We start from the raw sequence: 16,441 nt of genomic DNA, 5'->3' as shown, positions 1-16,441 counted from the left end.
GGTGGGTGTAGATGCTCGACGCGAGGGCGCGTTCCGCGCTGGCCTCCGCCGTCGGCGAGGCCAACGTCATCACCGACCCCGTGGGCCTGCGCAGCTACGAGTGCGACGGGCTCACCGGCTTTCGCGTCGTGCCCGACCTGGTCGTGCTCCCCACCGACACCGACGGCGTCGCCGCCGCCGTGCGCGCCTGCCACGCGCACGGCGTCCCCTTCGTGGCACGCGGCGCGGGCACGGGCCTGTCGGGCGGTGCCCTGCCGGTGGCCGACGGCGTGGTCATCTCCCTGCAACGCCTGCGCCGGGTGCTCGACGTCGATCCACTCGACCGGCGAGCCACGCTGCAACCCGGCGTCACGAACCTCGACATCACCCGCGCCGCCGCGCCGCACGGGCTGTACTACGCTCCCGATCCCTCCAGCCAGCAGGTCTGCACCATCGGTGGCAACGTGGCCGAGAACTCCGGCGGTGCGCACTGTCTCAAGTACGGCTTCACCACCAACCACGTGCTGTCGATGACGGTGGTGCTGCCCGACGGCGAGGTCGTGACGCTCGGCGGCGACACGAGCGAGCAACTCGGGCCCGACCTGCGTGGCGTGTTCATCGGCTCCGAGGGCACGCTCGGCATCGCCTGCGAGATCACGGTGCGGCTGCTGCCCGTACCCGAGACCGTGCGGACGCTGCTCGCCGACTTCGACTCGGTCGGCGCGGCTGGCGAGGTGGTCAGTGACATCGTGGCCGCGGGCATCGTGCCCGCCGCCGTGGAGATGATGGACAACCTCGCCATCCAGGCCGCCGAGAAGGCCGTCCACGCCGGTTACACGCTCAGCACCGCCGCGGCTCTGGTCGTCGAACTCGACGGACCGGCCACCGAGTGCGCCGAGCAGTTCGAGCGGCTGAGAACGATCTGCGAGCGGCACCACTGCACCCGGCTGCACATCGCCGGCAACGCCGCCGAGCGAGCTCGTATCTGGAAGGGCCGCAAGGCGGCGTTCGCCGCCGTCGGCCGCATCAGCCCCGACTACTTCGTGCAGGACGGGGTCGTGCCGCGCACCCGGCTGGCCGAGGTCCTGAGCCGGATCGAGGACATGGGCAGGGCCGCGGGGCTGCGGGTGGCCAACGTCTTCCACGCCGGTGACGGCAACCTGCACCCACTGGTGCTCTACAGCGAGGCGGCAGGCGAGGCCGACCGCGCCGAGGACCTGTCCCGGCGCATCGCGGAACTGTGCGTGGAGCTCGGCGGCTCGCTGTCTGGGGAACACGGCATCGGCACCGACAAGGCATGTTCGATGCCCCGCATGTTCGGCACCGACGACCTCGCCACGATGGACCGCGTCCGTGCCGCGTTCGACCCGGACCGGCTGTGCAATCCCGGCAAGCTTCTGCCCACGCCGAGGCTGTGCGGCGAGGCGCCCGGCCCCTACCGTCCCCACCCGCTCGAGGAGGCAGGGGTGATCGAGCGGCTATGACACCAACGACATCGACCCTGCTGGCCCCCACCGGCCTCCGCGAGGCGAGCGAGGCGCTGTCCGAGCAGGGCGGCACCGTCGAGATCCGTGGCGCGGGCACGGCCGCGGGCTGGGCCGATCCGCCCCGCCCGGCCACGACCGTGCTCGACACCCGGGGACTGACCGGGATCGTGGCCTACAACCCCGCGGACATGACGGTGGCGGTCAGAGCGGGCACGCCACTGCGGGACCTCGCGGCCGAACTCGCCGCGCACGGGCAGCGGGTGGCGTTCGACCCGGCGCGGGCAGCGCGAGGCGCGACGGTCGGCGGACTCGTCGCCACCGCCGACGCGGGACCGCTGTCACTGACCTACGGCTCCCTGCGCGATCTGGTGATCGGCGCGACGGTCGTGCTCGCCGACGGCACGATCGCCCGCACCGGCGGCCACGTGATCAAGAACGTGGCCGGCTACGACCTCGCCAAGCTCCTGCACGGCTCCTACGGCGTGTTCGGGCTGCTGGCCGAGGTGGTGTTACGGCTGCATCCGCTGCCGTCCGCCACGCGCACGGTCGGCGTGGAGTGCCCCGCCTCGCGGGCCGGTGAGCTGGCGGCACCGGTGCTGTGCGGCCCGGTGGAGCCCGTGGCGCTCGAATGGTGCGACGGGATGTTGCTGATCCGGCTCGAGGGCACCGCCGAGGGCACCACCACCCGCGCCCGGCACCTGGAGGCCGAGCTGGGCGGCAGCGTGCTCGACGACGACGCCGCCGACGCCGCGTGGGCACGGCACGCGGCGCTGGTGACCGGGGCGAGCGTGCGACTCGGGGTGCGGCCGAGCAGGCTTGCCGGCGTGGTGAACGAGTGCGGGGCCGGCGAGACCGCGGCTCTCGGACTCGGTACCGGCGTCGCGACCGTCGACATCGACGGCGGCGCCGAGGCCGTCGATCGACTCCACGACGTCGTGACCGCCGCGGGCGGCACGTCGGTGGTGCGACGCCCGGTGCCCGGCGCCCGGGTCTGGAACCGGCCGCCCTCGGCGGTGCGGACGCTACGGGCGCTGAAGGACGAACTCGATCCCCTGCGGCGGCTGTGCCCCGGCAGGCTCGGGACCTGGCTGGACGACGTGGAGGAGGCGCCGTGACCGATCCGACGTCGAGTTTCGACTCGCACCATCCGCCGTCGCGGGAACTGCTCGACGACTGCGTCCACTGCGGGTTCTGCCTGCCGACGTGCCCGACCTACCAGCTGTGGGGCGAGGAGATGGACTCACCGCGCGGCCGCATCTACCTGATGGATTTGGCCGAACGCGGCGAGATCGAGCTGGCGGGGGCGTTCACCGAGCACATCGACGCGTGCCTCGGCTGCATGGCCTGCGTGACCTCGTGTCCCTCGGGCGTGCAGTACGACCGGCTGCTGGAGGCCACCCGCCCGCAGATCGAGCGCCACGTCGAGCGCAAGACCTCCGACCGGCTGTTCCGCGACGCGATCTTCGCGCTGTTCCCCTACCGGCGCAGGTTGCGGGCGGCGGCGGTACTCGGGCTCGCCTACCAGAAATCCGGGCTGCCCCGGTTGCTGGAACGCGTCCTGCCCGCTCGGCTGCGGGCCACCCAGGCGCTGCTGCCACCGGTGCGGCTGCGGGAGGCGTTCGCGGCACTGCCCCGGCGGGTGCGGCCGTCCGGGCCCGTGCGGCGCCGGGTCGCGCTGCTCTCGGGCTGCGTGCAGGACGTGTTCTTCCACGAGGTCAACGCCGCCACGCAGCGGGTGCTCGCCGCCGAGGGGTGCGAGGTGCTGACACCGAGGCGGCAGGGCTGTTGCGGCGCGCTGGGCCTGCACGCGGGACGCGAGGACCACGCCGTCGAGCGCGCCAGGGAGACGATCGCGACGTTCGAGGCGCTGCCCGTGGACGCGATCGTCGTCAACGTCGCCGGGTGCGGGTCGTCGATGAAGGAGTACGCGACCCTGCTGGCCGACGACCCCGAGTGGGCCGAGCGCGCGCGGCGGGTGAGCGCCAAGGTGCGCGACGTCACCGAACTGCTCGCCGAGCTCGAACCCCGCGCGCCGAGACGGCGGATGGACACCAGGGTCGCCTACCACGACGCCTGCCATCTCGGCCACGCCCAGGGCGTGCGCGACCAGCCGCGCGCGGTGCTGCGCACCATCCCCGGCCTGGAGCTGGTCGACCTGCCCGAGGCCGAGCTGTGTTGCGGCTCGGCCGGCATCTACAACATGGTGCAGCCCGAACCCGCCGCCGAACTCGGCGCGCGCAAGGCCGACAACGTGCGCGCCGTCGCGCCCGAGCTTCTGGTCACGGCCAACCCGGGGTGCCTGCTCCAGATCCGCCGCTACCTGGGCGACGACATCCCGCTGCGGCACCCGGTGCAGGTGCTCGACGCCGCGATCCACGGGCCCAACGGCCCATAGCCGCGCCTGCGGTGCCGAACTAGGCTCGGTCGGTGTGCGAGCACACCGACTCTTCGCCGCGTGCTACGACCGCATGAACGACGCCGCCGAGCGCCGGTTCCTGGGCCGACGTCGTCACGACCTGCTGCACGGGCTGACCGGTACCGTCCTCGACGTCGGCGCGGGTACCGGCGCGAACTTCCAGCACCTGCGTGCGGCCGAGCGGATCGTGGCGACCGAACCGGACCCGGCCATGCGCAAACGACTCGAACGGCGCACCGGCGAGGCCGCCGCCCCGGTGGAGATCCGGGACGCGCCCGCGGAGTCGTTGCCGTTTCCCGACGGGTCGTTCGACGCGGTGGTCTTCACGCTCGTGCTCTGCACCGTGGCCGACCCCGACGCCGCGCTGGCCGAGGCACGGCGCGTGCTGCGGCGGGATGGCACGCTCGTGCTGCTGGAGCACGTGCGCGGCGACGAGCGCCTCGCCCGTGTGCAGGACCGCATCACCCCGCTGTGGAAGCGGGTCGGGGCGGGCTGCCACCCCAACCGAGACTCGCTGGCCACGCTGCGCCGCCGCGACGAGTTCACCCTCGACTCCGTCGAGGAGTTCGCCGAGCTGCCCCGCTGGGTCCCGGCCAGCCCGATGATCCAGGTGACGGCCCACGCCCGCTGAGGTGTGTCCGCAGGTTACGTAGCCGAGTTCGCACCGCGCGATGCGGACACGGCTACGCAGACTGCGGACACGGTGTCAGTGGCGGGCGGGCATCATGTTCGCCGTCGACATCACGTACTGGATCAGCATGATGAGGACCTGCTTGGTGGACTCGCGGTCGCGGGCGTCGCACAGCAGCACCGGGACCTCGGGGCCCACATCGAGTGCCGCCCGCACCTCTTCCGTGCCGTAGCGGTGCGCCCGGTCGAAGCAGTTCACGCCAACCACGAACGGCAGGCCCCTGCGCTCGAAGAAGTCGACGGCGGGAAAGCACGAGTCGAGCCTGCGGGTGTCCGCCAGGACCACGGCGCCGAGCGCACCCTGCGCGAGTTCGTCCCACATGAACCAGAACCGGTCCTGCCCCGGCGTCCCGAACAGGTAGAGGATCAGCTCGGGACTGATCGTGATGCGGCCGAAGTCCAGCGCGACCGTGGTCGTGCTCTTCGCCTCCACCCCGGAGAGGTCGTCGACGCCTTCGGACGCCGAGGTCAGCATCTCCTCGGTGCGCAACGGCGGCACCTCGCTGACCGAGCCCACCATCGTGGTCTTGCCGACGCCGAACCCACCGGCGACCAACAGCTTCACCGCCGTCGCCGTGAGGCGCCGACCGTCAGAGTTTCCGGATGCCATCGAGAACCGCCTGCAATACGTGCTGGTTGGGGGCTTCGCTCGGGGGCGCGGCCTTACGGAAGATCACGTAGTTCTGTTCGATCAAATCACTGAGCAGTACCTTCACCACCGGCAGGGGTAGATCGATGTGAGCTCCGACCTCCGCCACCGACATCGGTTGCTGGCAGCGGCGCACGATCTTCGCGTACTCCACGGGAAGGTGCTCGGCCTCCGCGGGCGAGCACAGCGCCACCACCAGGGTCATCATGTCGAGGCCGTAGCTGTCCGAGCGGGTCCGCCCGCCCGTCACCACGTACGAGCGGACGAGGCCACCGCCCTCGTCGAACACCTCGTCGCCCTCACTCATGGCGTGCTGTGGTGCTCGGCACGCGGGGCGGCGCTGAGCACGGCGCCGACCCGCTTCACCAACATGTTCATCGAGTACGCCACCATGCCCATGTCGGCGTCCTCGGTGGTGAGCAGCGCGAGGCACGCGCCGCGGCCCGCCGCCGTCACGAAGAGGAAGGCGTGGTCCATCTCCACGACCGTCTGCCGTACCTGGCCCCCTCCGAAGTGGCGCCCCGTCCCCCTCGCGAGGCTCTGGAACGCCGACGCGACAGCGGAGAGGTGTTCACCGTCGTCCTCGGAGAGGTTGCTGGACCGGCCGATGAGCAGGCCGTCGGACGACAGGACGACGGCGCGGTCGGCTCCCGCGACCTGGCGGATCAGGTCGTCGAGCAGCCAGTCGAGTTCGTTGACTACCGAGTTCGCCATGATGTACCTCAGTCTCCCGAATCGTCTCGGCCGGTGGGGTGCTGTCGAGCTCGGCGGGTTCCCTGCTGGAACGCCGAAAGCCTGCTGCGTGCCTGTTCGGGTGTGGTGTCGGGCTCGCCACCGTCCTGGCCCGAGACCGTCAGGTCGGTGGAGGTGGTCTCCTCCTTGAGTTGCGGCGCGAGGTTCTGCTGCCGTCGCCGTCGGGGAAGGGGCGGCCGGTCCGCGTCCATCGAGCCCGCCGCGGGCGGGGCCTGGCCGTCACCGGCCTGCGGCTCGGGCGCGGACCGTGCCTGATGCCGGGGCCGCGTGTCGGGCCCTGGGCGCGCGGCCCTCGGCAGCTCCCTCGGCAACTTGGGCACGTACTGCGTCGGTTCGGCCGATTCCGGCGGCAAACCCTGCTCCAATCCGGACAGTTCCGCCGAGGCGGACCTGCCGCCCGGGTCGGCGTGCCTGCCCTGCCGCTCACGCCCTTGGGGCGGTGGTGGGTCGTCCCGGGTGACGTCGGCCGGGAGCTGGCCCTGCACTCCTCCGACGCTCTCACTCCGGCCGCTCTCCTCGGCCCCGTCACCGCGCTGGTGCCGCCGGGGCAGCTCCGGCCTGCCGGGTTCGGCCTGCGGGAACTGTGGTGCCTGCGGTGCCTGCGGGGTCACGGGAGCGCGCCGCACCGTCGGAGCGCCGGGCTCCGGCGTGGCGGGCGGGGCGGTCGCCGACGCCGTGGGCGATGCCTCGGTGGGAGACGTGCCGTTGACCCGCTCGCTGCCGTTGCGCCGGGGCAGCGCCCTCGGCCTGCGGCTGATCGCCGCGGGCGCCTGCTCCACGCCCGGGGCCGCGGACGGCGCGGCGGCGTCTCCCGCCGGGGTGTCTTCGCCGTCGTCGAGCTCGCTGAGCAGATCGGCCCGCACCAGCACGATCGCCCGGGTGCCCCCGTAGGCGGACTCGCGCAGCGTCACCGTGAACCCGTGCTTGGCCGCCAGCCGCGCCACCACGAACAGGCCCAGCCGCGGTTCCTCGGACAACGCCATGAAGCTGAAGTCCGGCGGGTTGCGCAGCATCTCGGAGAGGCGTTCGAGTTCCTCGGGCTCCATGCCGATGCCCTGGTCCTCGATCTCGATCACCACGCCACGGCCGACCAGCTCGCCCCTGACCTCCACACGCGACTGCGGCGGGGAGAACGACGTCGCGTTGTCGATCAGCTCGGCGAGCAGGTGGACGAGGTCGCCGACGGCGGGGCCCGCGACGGCGGAGCTCGGCAGCCTGCCCATGCTGACGCGCGTGTAGTCCTCGGTCTCCGCGATGGCACCGCGCACGATGTCGGTCACCGGCACGGGATTGCGGAACTGCCTTCCGGGCTGCTCACCGCCCAGAATGATCAGATTCTCGGCGTTGCGGCGGGCCCGGGTGGACAGGTGGTCGAGCCGGAAGAGCAGGTCGAGCTGGTCCGGGTCCTCCTGCTTGCGCTCGGCGGCGTCCAGTGCGGACAGCTGCCGGTGCACGATGACCTGGCTACGGTGGGCGATGTTGAGGAAGACCCGCTGCGTTCCCTCCCGCGTCTTCGCCTCGTCGACGGCCGCCGCGATGGCCGTGCGCTGCGCCTGGTTGAACGCCTCCGCGACCTGGCCGATCTCGTCGTCACCGTGGTCCAGGTACGAGACCTCGGTGGCGAGGTCGACCTGTTCACCACCGCGCAACCGCTGGACGATGCGCGGCATCCGTTCCTCGGCGACCTCCAGCGTGGCCTCCCGCAGGGACACCAGGCGCTTGACCAGCCGGTCGGAGAGCCGCCAGGCGAGCAGCAGCACCGCCAGCGCCACCGCGATCACGGCCACGCCGGCCACGATGGAGGTCAGCAGGGTGGAGTCGGCCTCGTCGAGCGCGAGTTCGGTGGCCACCGTGCTCTGTTCGACGTAGAGGTTCCACAGCACACCGCTGACCTCGGTGGCGGCGGCACGCCACTCGGTCTCGGCCACGGGCAGATCGGTGGTGTTGCCGCGCAGGAACGCGTTCTCGGCGGCGGTGAGCGTCTGCCACGCCTCGCTCGCGACCAGGTCCTCGTACTGCGCGCGGACCGACGGGATCATGTCGGGCACCGCCTGCTCCAGCGTGGCGTGGTACGCGCCGACCTGACCGATGTAGGTGCGGAACTCCTGCTCGGTGAGGCCACCTCCGGCCAGGCCCGCGGCGGCCAGCGCGTCGCCGCGCGACATGCCGTCGGCGCTGACGAACAGCGGCATCGCGACCATGCGCTGGTAGGCGGTCTCGGCGCTGGGCGTCTCCTGCGCGACGCCGTTCAGCCCGACCGTGTAGGAGTCGATGATCCCGTTGTAGAAGTCGTACGCCTGCTGCAACGACGCGTCACCGGCGTCGACCTGGCCCCGGAACTCACCGAGCCGCGACACCTGCCGCATCGACGCCGTGATGCTCTCGCGCACGTTCTCGGGCGCGTCCTCGGAGATGCTCTCCAGATCGCCGGCCATGCGCTGCGCTGCCTCGTCGGTGCGCTGGCGCTGCTGGTCCAGCTCGGCCCGCAGGGACCGCGTGTTGGACAGCTCCTGCAGCGTGAGCCTGCGTTCCTCGCGCACGTTGGCGAACAGCACCCCGGCGGGCTGGGCGGCGTCGTGCACCTTCGTGGCGAAGGTCCGGACCTGCACCGCGTCGTACACGAGGTAGCCCGCCAGCGCGACACCGGTCAGCAGGAAGACGACACTCGGGATGAAGGCGATGGCGAGCACACGGGTGCGGATGGTCGAACGCCCACGTTCCGTGGCTGCACTCTTGTTCAACAACGCGCTCAAGGCCCTTCCAGCGACACGTGATCCTCTTGGGCCCCCAAACCCGTGCTTCGGCCGTCGCGCAGCGTCGACCGCGCTAAGCCATTGCTTAGCACGGAGGTTATGCAGTGGTTCTCTCGTCAGTCAATATGACGTGCATCCGCCACGTCGCGCACGTTGCGACTGGTCAGGGGGTCACAAGCCCCGCCTCGTAGGCGAAAATTGTCAGCTGGACTCTATTTGCGACGTCGAGTTTGGCAAAGGTGCGTGTGATGTGCGTCTTCACGGTGGCCTCGCTGAGGTAGAACTCACCGGCGATCACCGCGTTGGATTTGCCCTGGGCAACCGCACTGACGATCTCCCGCTCGCGCTCCGTCAGTGTGCTCAGGCTCACCGCGGCCCGCCGCCGCCGCGGACTGGACCGCTGCTCGACGAAGTGGGAGATCAGCCGGGTCGTGGTGCGCGGTGAGAGCATCGACTCACCACGGGCGACCACCCGCACGGCGTCGATGATCTCCTGCGGTGAACTCTCCTTGAGCAGGAACCCGTTCGCTCCGCCCGCGAGGGCGTCGAAGACGTACTCGTCGAGATCGAAGGTGGTCAGAACCAGCACGGCGGGTGGGCGTGGCAGTGCTCGCACCGCCGCCGTGGCCGCGAGCCCGTTCACCCGGCTCATCCGGATGTCCATGACGACCACGTCGGGAGCGTGCCGGTTCACCAGCGGCACGGCCTCGTCCCCGTCGCCGGCCTGGCCCACGACCTCGAGGTCGGGCGTGCTGTCGAGGATCATGGCAAGCCCGGTCCGGACCAGTGGATCGTCGTCGACCAGCACTACGCGCAGCGGCACGCGATCATGCTAGGAGGTCGGCTGTCCCTCACGCGGCCAGGGCAGCCAGGCGTGGACCACGAAACGCCCCCGCTCGGTGGGGCCGGTGCTGATGGTTCCCTCCACCGAACTCACGCGGTCGGCCAGCCCCGCGAGCCCGCTGCCCGAGCCGGCCGGTGGCCCGGCGGGCGGCGCGGCGGGCAGGGGGTTGTCGATCTCCACCGTGATCCCGGCGCCGGGGCCGCCGCGCACGGTGACGTCGGCGGTCTCGGACGGGGCGTGCCGGAGGACGTTGGTCAACGACTCCTGCACGACCCGGTAGGCGGTCTCGGCCAGCCGTGGCGGCGCGTCGCCCGCGTTGTCGACCAGGATGGTGACGTTGAGGCTCACCCCCGCCTCGCGGGTGGTGCCGACCAGCGCGGGCAGGTCGGCCAGCGTGGGCGGACCGCTGCGCTCGGGTCGGGTGCCGTCGCCGGTGAAGTCCCTGCCGTCCCGCAGCACGCCGATCACCTGCCGCAGATCGTGCAGCGACGCCTGCGCCGTGGAGCGGACCGTGCGAGCGACCTCGGCCGCCTGGCCCGACTCCTGCGGTGCCGTGACCTCCAGCGCACCGGCGTGCAGCGACAGCAGGGACAGGCGATGGCCGAGCACGTCGTGCATTTCCCGCGCGATGCGGGAGCGTTCGTCCTTACGCGCGAGATCGGCCTGGAGGCCGCGCTGTACGGCCGTGTTCCGGGCGAGGTCCCGGCGCGTCGCCCGGTGGGCCCCCAGAGCGGCGGGAACGGCCGTGAGCAGGGCCGCGACGAGCAGCAGCACCGGCACCGGCAACCCGGCGGGGCCGAAGACGATGCGGATCACCGACATGTCCGCGTGCCGGTGGCCGTCGTACACCACCGCCACGGCGGTCGCGGCGAACACCACCGCCACGGCCGCCCACGCCGCCCGGTCGCGCCGGTGTGCGGTCAGCGCGGCCAGCGCGATCAGCGCGGCCAGGGCATCGGTCACGAACAGCAGCGGCGGCAGTGCGGCGACGCCGGTCACCACGAGCGGGTGCGTGTGCCGCCAGCACAACGCCACGGCCGCGCCCAGTGCTCCGAGGAACCCGAGCGCGGGCCGCCAGGTGATGTCCACGTCGTCGCCACCGGGAACCGCGGTGGCCGCGCCGAACACGAACAGACTGCTCAGCAGGCTCGCGCCCACGGCGAGCACCGTGGTGAGGACTCCGAGCACGGTGTGGACCCGGGAGGACGGCATCGCCCCAGCGTACGGCGCCACCGGGGCGCCGGTGATCAGCGCATCGGCCGGTCGCGCCGCGCGGATCGACGACTTTCGTCGTACGCGGTCATCACCCCGCGACCGACGCGGCGCTGTGGGTGGAAACGGTTGTCTGTCGGTGTTTGCCGACAACCACTGGGAGGGACTCGACATGACCGAACTGGACACCGACCGCACGCCGAGCGAGGCACGCAACGGGCTGGGCACCGCCGGCTTCGTGCTCGGGCTCGTGGGTCTGGTCCTCTCGCCGATCCCCTTCATCGGCGTCATCGCCTGGCCGCTGGTGGTGCTGGGCCTCGTCTTTTCCGGCGTGGGCCTCGCGCGGGTGCGGTCGAAGAAGGCCACCAACCGGGGGCTGGCCATCGCCGGGCTCGTGCTGTCGGTGCTGGGGACCGTGATCTGTGTGGTCATGGCCGTCGCCTTCACCACGGCGGTTGAGGAGATCGACGAGGAGGCCAACCGCACCGTCGAGATCACTTACCGGGTGACCGGCGACGCGCCCGAGGCCACCGTCTCCTACACCACCTACGGCGACAGCGTCAGCATGGCGACCGAGGACGTCACCGAACTGCCGTGGGAGCAGACCGCCGAGACCAGCGGCCTGCTCAAGGGCGGCTCGCTCAGCGTCACGCTCGGCGCCGACGGCGGAAGTGTGGAATGCGTGGTGCTCGTCGACGGCGAGCAGCAGCGGACCGCGACCGCGGTAGGCGCGTTCAACACCGCGTCCTGCTCGGACTTCTGAGGCGGGACCTGGCCGATGTGGTCGGTACCACCCCGGCCGGGACGTAACTCCCGCGGCGTGGCGAGCGATACCGTGCATATCCCCGAGCGAGGAGGCGGTGTCGATGCCACGCCGCGTGGCGAGTCCGTGGGCGAGCACACGCCGGATGCTGTGCGTGCTCGCGGTCGCGTTCCTGGCCACAGCCACAGCTCAGGCCTTCCTGGCCGCCTCCACGACGGAGTGGTGGCCGGGAGTGCTGGCCGTGACGTTCACCGCCGCCGCCGGGTGGTGCCTGGCCACGGCACTCACCAGCGCTGACTCACGCTGATCCGCGCCGCTACCGGCGCAGCGAGTGGGGAAGCACGCTGTGGGCCACGAGTGCCTCGGCGTCGAGCGTCGCGGGCCGGTACGGCAGCGCGGGCAACCGTTCGATCATGCGGGCCGTCGCGTCGGGCACCGTGTCCGGTCTGCCGGCCAGGAACGCCCAGTCGAACTCGTCCGAGCCGTGGTAGGCGACCGTGCCGAACACCTCGCGGAAACGGGCGAGGGCGCGGCGCAGCATCGTGTTCAGCCACAGTGTCGGACAGCCCACCTGGGACGTCACGACCCCGCCCCGGCGCAGCGCCCGCGCACACAGCTGGAGGAACTCGGTGCCGAAGAGGCGGTTGTGCTGGGCCCCGTCCTCCCGCTCCCCCGGGAGGTCGGCGACGATCACGTCGTAGCGGCCCGGCTCACCGGACTCGGCGGCGCGGCGCACGAACTCCCAGCCGTCCGCGTAGTGCATGGTGACAGGCCCGTCCCCACGCACGGCGCGGTCGAGTTCGGCCGGTGTGTACCCGTAGGGCAGGTGTTCGGCACACAACTCCACCACTTCGCGGTCGATGTCCACGTGGTCGACGTGCGTGGCTCCCGCCGCGACCGCGAGTTGGCTGATCACTCCCTCGCTGGAACCGACGGCGAGTACCCGCTCAACCCGATCGGCCAGCAGCGCGGCCGGCACGAACAGCGCCTCGTGGTAGTGGCGCTGCGCCAGCTCGGTGCTCTGCGGGTCGTTGTCGCAGAACAGCGACACTCCCTGCGCGGTCTCGGCGATCACGACGTGCTGGAAGGCGGTGTCCCCCTCCCAGATCACGCGGTCCAGCTCCCACAGCTGGGACAGGCCCCGGGTCAGCGGTTCTCTCAGCTCGGGCACCGACTCGTCTCCTCTCCGGCTGCCACGGCGGTTCCGGTGGTCGACCGCACGATAGGGTGCCCCGGCTCGCCCGTGCCTGCCCCGGTCCGAACCTGATCGGGTGTGCTCCGCCGCCACCAGGCCCACACCACGAGGCACAGCACGGACACCGACGTCCCACCCGCGACGGCGAACCCGGTGGTGGTGGACGTGGCCTCGATGAGCGGCCCGAACAACAGCGGCGACGCGAACTGGCCCGCGAAGATGACCGTCCCGCTCAGCGCCGCCGCCCTGCCCCGCAGTTCCGGGCCCGCCACCTCGTCCACCAGAACCGTGACCACGGGAAACAGCACACCGTTGCCGACCCCGAACAGCACGGGTGCGGCCAGCAGCACTACCGGCTGGCTCACCGTCGCGTAGAGACCGAACCCGGCCGCAGTACAGGACAGCGCGGTGGCCAGCAGCACCCGGTGGGTGGCCCACCGCCGGATGCGCGCGTACAGCAGGCCGACGACGCTGGTGGCCAGCGCGCCACCGGCGACGGCATAGATCGACACCACGAGCGGGTCGTCGATCCCGAGTTCGGCGAGCCGGGCGGGCAGGAAGATCGCCAGCACGTAGCCCTGCACAGCGAACACCAGCCACAGGGCGTAGTAGCCAAGCAGTGCGGGCCGCTCGCGCAGCAGCCGCCCGACGCCGGCGCGCTCCCTCCGAGCCGGGGCGCCCCCGGTTCCGGCGGGCAGCGCCAGGGCCGCCGCCACCGCCAGCGGCAACCCCACGAGGTAGATCGCGAAGGTCGCGTGCCACGACAGTCCTCCGAGCAGGCCACCGAGCAGCGGCCACACCACACCGCCCGCGCTGGTGGCGGTGGAACGCCAGCCCATCACCTGGTCGCGCATCGCGCCGTCGTAGAAGGCGAGCAGCCCGACGGTCGTGCAGGTGAACACGGCGGCGGCGCCGACACCGAACACGAGCCGGGCGGCGATCAGCGCGGGATAGCTCTCCACGACCAACCCGGCACCGCCGCCCAGGCCGTACACGACGAGCCCGGCGACCATCGGCGCACGTACGCCGAACCGGTCCACCACCCTGCCCACGACGGGGCTCACCACCGCGATCGCCAGGCCGTGCGCGGTGAGGATGAAGCCCCCGGCGGTCCCGCTCACGCCGAGGTCCCCGCGAATGACCTCCAGTACGGGCACCACGATCGCGCCACCCATCACCCCGAGCGTGGACGCGAGCAACAGCACGACCGTCCTGCCCATGATGAATACCCCCTCCGGTAATTGCCACTCAGGGGCACAATATACTGAGGCGCAAATGTCGGCCAGGAGCGAATGCGCCCGAGCAGTTCGGTCGCCTAGACTCGCCCGGCATGACCGCACCCGAAGGGCAGCAGGCCCGGCCACTGCCGCTGCGTGAGCGCAAGAAGCTCCGCACCCGCACGGCTTTGGAGGACACCGCGCTGCGCCTGTTCCACGAGCGCGGCTTCGACGCCACCACCCTCGACGACCTCGTGGAGGCCGTCGAGGTCTCCAAGCGAACGTTCTTCCGCAACTACGCCTCGAAGGAGGACGTGGCGCTGGCGGCGGAGATCCGGCTCTGGGACACCTACATCGAGACGCTGCGGACCCACCCGATGCGGGGGCGGCTGCTCGACATGGTGCGCGACTGCCTGACCTCGGCCGTGCGGGAACTCGGCCCGGACTGGGACCGCCGCTTCATCGCCACCCGCAGGCTCATCGCGGGAACCCCGGCCCTGCGCGACCGGAGCCTGCTGCTCTCCGTCACCGTGCCGGACCGCGTGGTGGAGGTGCTGGAAGACCGCACCGGTATCGACGGCAGGCAGGACGTGCGGCTGCGATTGGTCGGCGAGTTGGCGCTCAGCGCATGGCGGTGTGGCGCCAAGAACTGGGTCGCCGGACGCGGCTTCGAGGGACGGCGGGGCCACGGCGGCACCGAGATGTTGATCCGCCGCGTCGAGGAGGCGTTCGCGGCGGTCCCCGGCGCCGTCGCGCTGCCGGTGCGGTAGGAGCGGTGTGGGTGTGGGTGTGGGTCAGTCGCCCGCGGCGACGAGGGGTTCGAGGGCGAGTTCGGGGTGGCGACGTTGCAGGACGCGCATGCTGATGTCGTCCTCGAACAGGGCGAGGTCGGTGCCGTCGGCGCGGGTGAGGACCTCGCTGGAGCGGCCCGCGTCGACCAGGGCGCGCTGGGCGGGGTCGCCCAGTCGGCGCACGGTGGAGTAGGGCAGCCGGTCGAGCTTGACTGGCGAGTGGAACTCGTGCCGCATGCGGTGGGCGGCGACCTCGAACTGCATCGGCCCCACCGCGGCGAACACGGGTGCGGCGTCACCGCGCAGATCCGAGGTCAGCACCTGCACCACGCCCTCCGAGGACAGCTGCTCGACACCCTTGCGGAACTGCTTGGCCTTGCTGAGATCCGCGGGACGGGCCACCGCGAAGTGCGCGGGCGCGAAACTGGGCAGGCCGGGGAACCGCACGGCGGGCTTGCCCGCGTACAACGTGTCGCCCACGCGCAGCGCGGTCGCGTTGACCAGGCCCACGACGTCGCCGGGATAGGCGGTGTCGACCGTGGAGCGTTCCTGCCCGAACACCTGGTGGGCGTACTTCGTGGCGAACGGGCGCTTGGTGGTGGCGTTGGTGACCACCATCCCCCGCTCGAACACCCCCGAACACACCCGCGCGAACGCCACCTGGTCCCGGTGCGCCGGGTCCATGCCCGTCTGCACCTTGAACACGAACGCCGAGAACTCCGCCTCCAACGGCCGAGGCGCCCCCGCCACGTCCGGCCGGGGCAACGGGCGCGGCGCCAGCTCCACCAGCAGATCCAGCAGGTGCCGCACCCCGAAGTTGCTCACCGCCGCCCCGAACAACACCGGCGTGGCCGAACCCGCCAGGTAACGGTCGGCGTCGAACTCGCCGCCCGAGGCCGTCACCAGCTCCAGCTCCTCCACCGCGGCCGTGTAGTCCGCACCCACCTCGGCCTCGGCCCGCTGCGCGGGCAGCCGGTCCTCGGCGGCCACCGTCGCCCCACCCGCCGTACGCGCATAGCGGGTGAACGACCCGTCACCGGCCTCCACCACACCCTGGAAATGACCGGCCACCCCCACAGGCCACGTCAGCGGCATCGGCGTCAACCCGATCCGCTCGCTCACCTCGTCACACAACGCCAGAGCGTCGCGGCCGGGCCGGTCCCACTTGTTGATGAACGTGATCACCGGAATACCGCGGTGCCGGCACACGTCGAACAACTTCAACGTCTGCGGCTCCAGGCCCTTGGCCGCGTCCAGCAGCATCACCGCGGAGTCCACCGCCGACAGCACCCGGTAGGTGTCCTCCGAGAAGTCCGCGTGTCCCGGGGTGTCCAGCAGATTGACCACCGCGTCGCGGTAGGAGAACTGCAACGCCGCCGACGTGATGGAAATGCCGCGTGCCCGCTCCATCTCCATCCAGTCCGACACCACACCCTGCCGACCGGCCTTGCCGTGCACAGCCCCCGCCTCGGAGATCACCCGCGCGTGCAACGCCAACGCCTCCGTCAACGTCGACTTACCCGCATCCGGATGACTGATCACAGCGAACGAACGCCGACGAGCCGCCTGCGCGGCGGCGTCGACACCGGAAGAAGTGGCTGCGTCCGCACGCGCGCTCATGCGAAGCTGTCCAGGCTGGAAGAGCACATACCCGGACCAGGGTACAGGGGGCCTGGTACGAGCGGCAGGAAA

At 71.6% G+C, this 16,441-nt stretch carries 16 protein-coding genes; 7 read left to right on the top strand and 9 right to left on the bottom strand.

Annotation, left to right across the window (positions count from 1 at the left end; translation table 11 throughout):
• The first annotated feature begins 11 nt into the window (after positions 1–11).
• The 4 genes from FFT09_RS09500 to FFT09_RS09485 are packed head-to-tail and all read left to right on the top strand — an operon-like array spanning position 12 to position 4,513.
• Positions 12–1,463, top strand: a complete 1,452-nt coding sequence (locus tag FFT09_RS09500; RefSeq protein WP_138382431.1) for an FAD-linked oxidase C-terminal domain-containing protein — start codon at positions 12–14, stop codon at positions 1,461–1,463.
• Positions 1,460–2,581 carry an FAD-binding oxidoreductase gene (locus tag FFT09_RS09495; RefSeq protein ID WP_138382430.1) on the top strand — a complete coding sequence of 374 codons (1,122 nt, stop codon included), beginning with the start codon at positions 1,460–1,462 and terminating at the stop codon, positions 2,579–2,581. The genes FFT09_RS09500 and FFT09_RS09495 overlap by 4 nt, the downstream gene beginning before the upstream one ends.
• Positions 2,578–3,861, top strand: coding sequence for a glycolate oxidase subunit GlcF (glcF, locus tag FFT09_RS09490; RefSeq protein WP_081193083.1), 1,284 nt, complete (start codon positions 2,578–2,580; stop codon positions 3,859–3,861). The genes FFT09_RS09495 and glcF overlap by 4 nt, the downstream gene beginning before the upstream one ends.
• A gap of 34 nt (positions 3,862–3,895) precedes the next feature.
• The gene (locus tag FFT09_RS09485) at positions 3,896–4,513 is read left to right on the top strand and encodes a class I SAM-dependent methyltransferase (protein ID WP_176218311.1); all 618 of its coding nucleotides are present in this window, start codon (positions 3,896–3,898) and stop codon (positions 4,511–4,513) included.
• A gap of 75 nt (positions 4,514–4,588) precedes the next feature.
• On the opposite strand, the gene FFT09_RS09480 is transcribed toward FFT09_RS09485, so the two are convergent.
• From FFT09_RS09480 to FFT09_RS09455, 6 genes are all read right to left on the bottom strand, one after another.
• On the bottom strand, positions 4,589–5,182 hold the full coding sequence (locus FFT09_RS09480; RefSeq protein ID WP_024876511.1) for a GTP-binding protein: 594 nt from the start codon (positions 5,180–5,182) through the stop codon (positions 4,589–4,591).
• Positions 5,163–5,528 (bottom strand): DUF742 domain-containing protein, encoded by a 366-nt coding sequence (locus tag FFT09_RS09475; RefSeq protein WP_024876512.1) that lies wholly within the window; start codon positions 5,526–5,528, stop codon positions 5,163–5,165. Before FFT09_RS09475 ends, FFT09_RS09480 begins: the two co-directional genes overlap by 20 nt.
• Complete coding sequence (locus FFT09_RS09470; RefSeq protein WP_024876513.1) at positions 5,525–5,935, bottom strand: roadblock/LC7 domain-containing protein; 411 nt, start codon at positions 5,933–5,935, stop codon at positions 5,525–5,527. The genes FFT09_RS09475 and FFT09_RS09470 overlap by 4 nt, the downstream gene beginning before the upstream one ends.
• Positions 5,936–5,943: 8 nt before the next feature.
• Positions 5,944–8,727 carry a sensor histidine kinase gene (locus FFT09_RS09465; protein WP_081193081.1) on the bottom strand — a complete coding sequence of 928 codons (2,784 nt, stop codon included), beginning with the start codon at positions 8,725–8,727 and terminating at the stop codon, positions 5,944–5,946.
• Positions 8,728–8,890: 163 nt separating this feature from the next.
• Positions 8,891–9,550 carry a response regulator transcription factor gene (locus FFT09_RS09460; protein ID WP_138382429.1) on the bottom strand — a complete coding sequence of 220 codons (660 nt, stop codon included), beginning with the start codon at positions 9,548–9,550 and terminating at the stop codon, positions 8,891–8,893.
• A 9-nt stretch (positions 9,551–9,559) separates the two neighbouring features.
• Positions 9,560–10,783 carry a sensor histidine kinase gene (locus FFT09_RS09455; RefSeq protein ID WP_208544389.1) on the bottom strand — a complete coding sequence of 408 codons (1,224 nt, stop codon included), beginning with the start codon at positions 10,781–10,783 and terminating at the stop codon, positions 9,560–9,562.
• Positions 10,784–10,955: 172 nt separating this feature from the next.
• Here FFT09_RS09455 and FFT09_RS09450 point away from each other — a divergent pair, with 172 nt between their 5' ends.
• Both FFT09_RS09450 and FFT09_RS09445 read left to right on the top strand, forming a co-directional pair.
• Positions 10,956–11,546: a DUF4190 domain-containing protein gene (locus FFT09_RS09450; RefSeq protein ID WP_081193522.1), complete on the top strand. Its 591-nt coding sequence runs from the start codon at positions 10,956–10,958 to the stop codon at positions 11,544–11,546.
• Positions 11,547–11,649: 103 nt separating this feature from the next.
• Positions 11,650–11,853, top strand: coding sequence for a hypothetical protein (locus FFT09_RS09445; RefSeq protein WP_024876518.1), 204 nt, complete (start codon positions 11,650–11,652; stop codon positions 11,851–11,853).
• A 9-nt stretch (positions 11,854–11,862) separates the two neighbouring features.
• Here FFT09_RS09445 and FFT09_RS09440 read toward each other — a convergent pair whose 3' ends face one another.
• Both FFT09_RS09440 and FFT09_RS09435 read right to left on the bottom strand, forming a co-directional pair.
• Entirely contained in the window at positions 11,863–12,717 is an 855-nt protein-coding gene (locus tag FFT09_RS09440; RefSeq protein ID WP_138382428.1) for a spermidine synthase, read from the bottom strand.
• Complete coding sequence (locus FFT09_RS09435; RefSeq protein ID WP_138382427.1) at positions 12,705–13,961, bottom strand: MFS transporter; 1,257 nt, start codon at positions 13,959–13,961, stop codon at positions 12,705–12,707. The genes FFT09_RS09440 and FFT09_RS09435 overlap by 13 nt, the downstream gene beginning before the upstream one ends.
• A gap of 110 nt (positions 13,962–14,071) precedes the next feature.
• On the opposite strand from FFT09_RS09435, the gene FFT09_RS09430 reads away from it, so the two are divergent.
• Positions 14,072–14,728, top strand: a complete 657-nt coding sequence (locus FFT09_RS09430) for a TetR family transcriptional regulator (RefSeq protein ID WP_081193074.1) — start codon at positions 14,072–14,074, stop codon at positions 14,726–14,728.
• A gap of 24 nt (positions 14,729–14,752) precedes the next feature.
• Here FFT09_RS09430 and FFT09_RS09425 read toward each other — a convergent pair whose 3' ends face one another.
• Positions 14,753–16,369: a peptide chain release factor 3 gene (locus tag FFT09_RS09425; protein ID WP_138382426.1), complete on the bottom strand. Its 1,617-nt coding sequence runs from the start codon at positions 16,367–16,369 to the stop codon at positions 14,753–14,755.
• Positions 16,370–16,441: the final 72 nt, after the last annotated feature.

This window comes from Saccharomonospora piscinae (assembly GCF_005862235.1).
GTDB classification, from domain to species: Bacteria; Actinomycetota; Actinomycetes; order Mycobacteriales; family Pseudonocardiaceae; genus Saccharomonospora; species Saccharomonospora piscinae.
This window is presented reverse-complemented; position numbering and strand designations above follow the sequence as displayed.

Excerpts from the sequence above, each read along its gene's own strand:
- FFT09_RS09430 (WP_081193074.1), top strand. The coding sequence starts at position 14,072 with ATGACCGCACCCGAAGGGCAGCAGGCCCGGCCACTGCCGCTGCGTGAG.
- FFT09_RS09475 (WP_024876512.1), bottom strand. The coding sequence starts at position 5,528 with ATGAGTGAGGGCGACGAGGTGTTCGACGAGGGCGGTGGCCTCGTCCGC.
- FFT09_RS09445 (WP_024876518.1), top strand. The coding sequence starts at position 11,650 with ATGCCACGCCGCGTGGCGAGTCCGTGGGCGAGCACACGCCGGATGCTG.
- FFT09_RS09470 (WP_024876513.1), bottom strand. The coding sequence starts at position 5,935 with ATGGCGAACTCGGTAGTCAACGAACTCGACTGGCTGCTCGACGACCTG.
- FFT09_RS09455 (WP_208544389.1), bottom strand. The coding sequence starts at position 10,783 with ATGCCGTCCTCCCGGGTCCACACCGTGCTCGGAGTCCTCACCACGGTG.
- FFT09_RS09495 (WP_138382430.1), top strand. The coding sequence starts at position 1,460 with ATGACACCAACGACATCGACCCTGCTGGCCCCCACCGGCCTCCGCGAG.
- FFT09_RS09425 (WP_138382426.1), bottom strand. The coding sequence starts at position 16,369 with ATGAGCGCGCGTGCGGACGCAGCCACTTCTTCCGGTGTCGACGCCGCC.
- FFT09_RS09450 (WP_081193522.1), top strand. The coding sequence starts at position 10,956 with ATGACCGAACTGGACACCGACCGCACGCCGAGCGAGGCACGCAACGGG.
- FFT09_RS09435 (WP_138382427.1), bottom strand. The coding sequence starts at position 13,961 with ATGGGCAGGACGGTCGTGCTGTTGCTCGCGTCCACGCTCGGGGTGATG.
- FFT09_RS09500 (WP_138382431.1), top strand. The coding sequence starts at position 12 with ATGCTCGACGCGAGGGCGCGTTCCGCGCTGGCCTCCGCCGTCGGCGAG.
- FFT09_RS09480 (WP_024876511.1), bottom strand. The coding sequence starts at position 5,182 with ATGGCATCCGGAAACTCTGACGGTCGGCGCCTCACGGCGACGGCGGTG.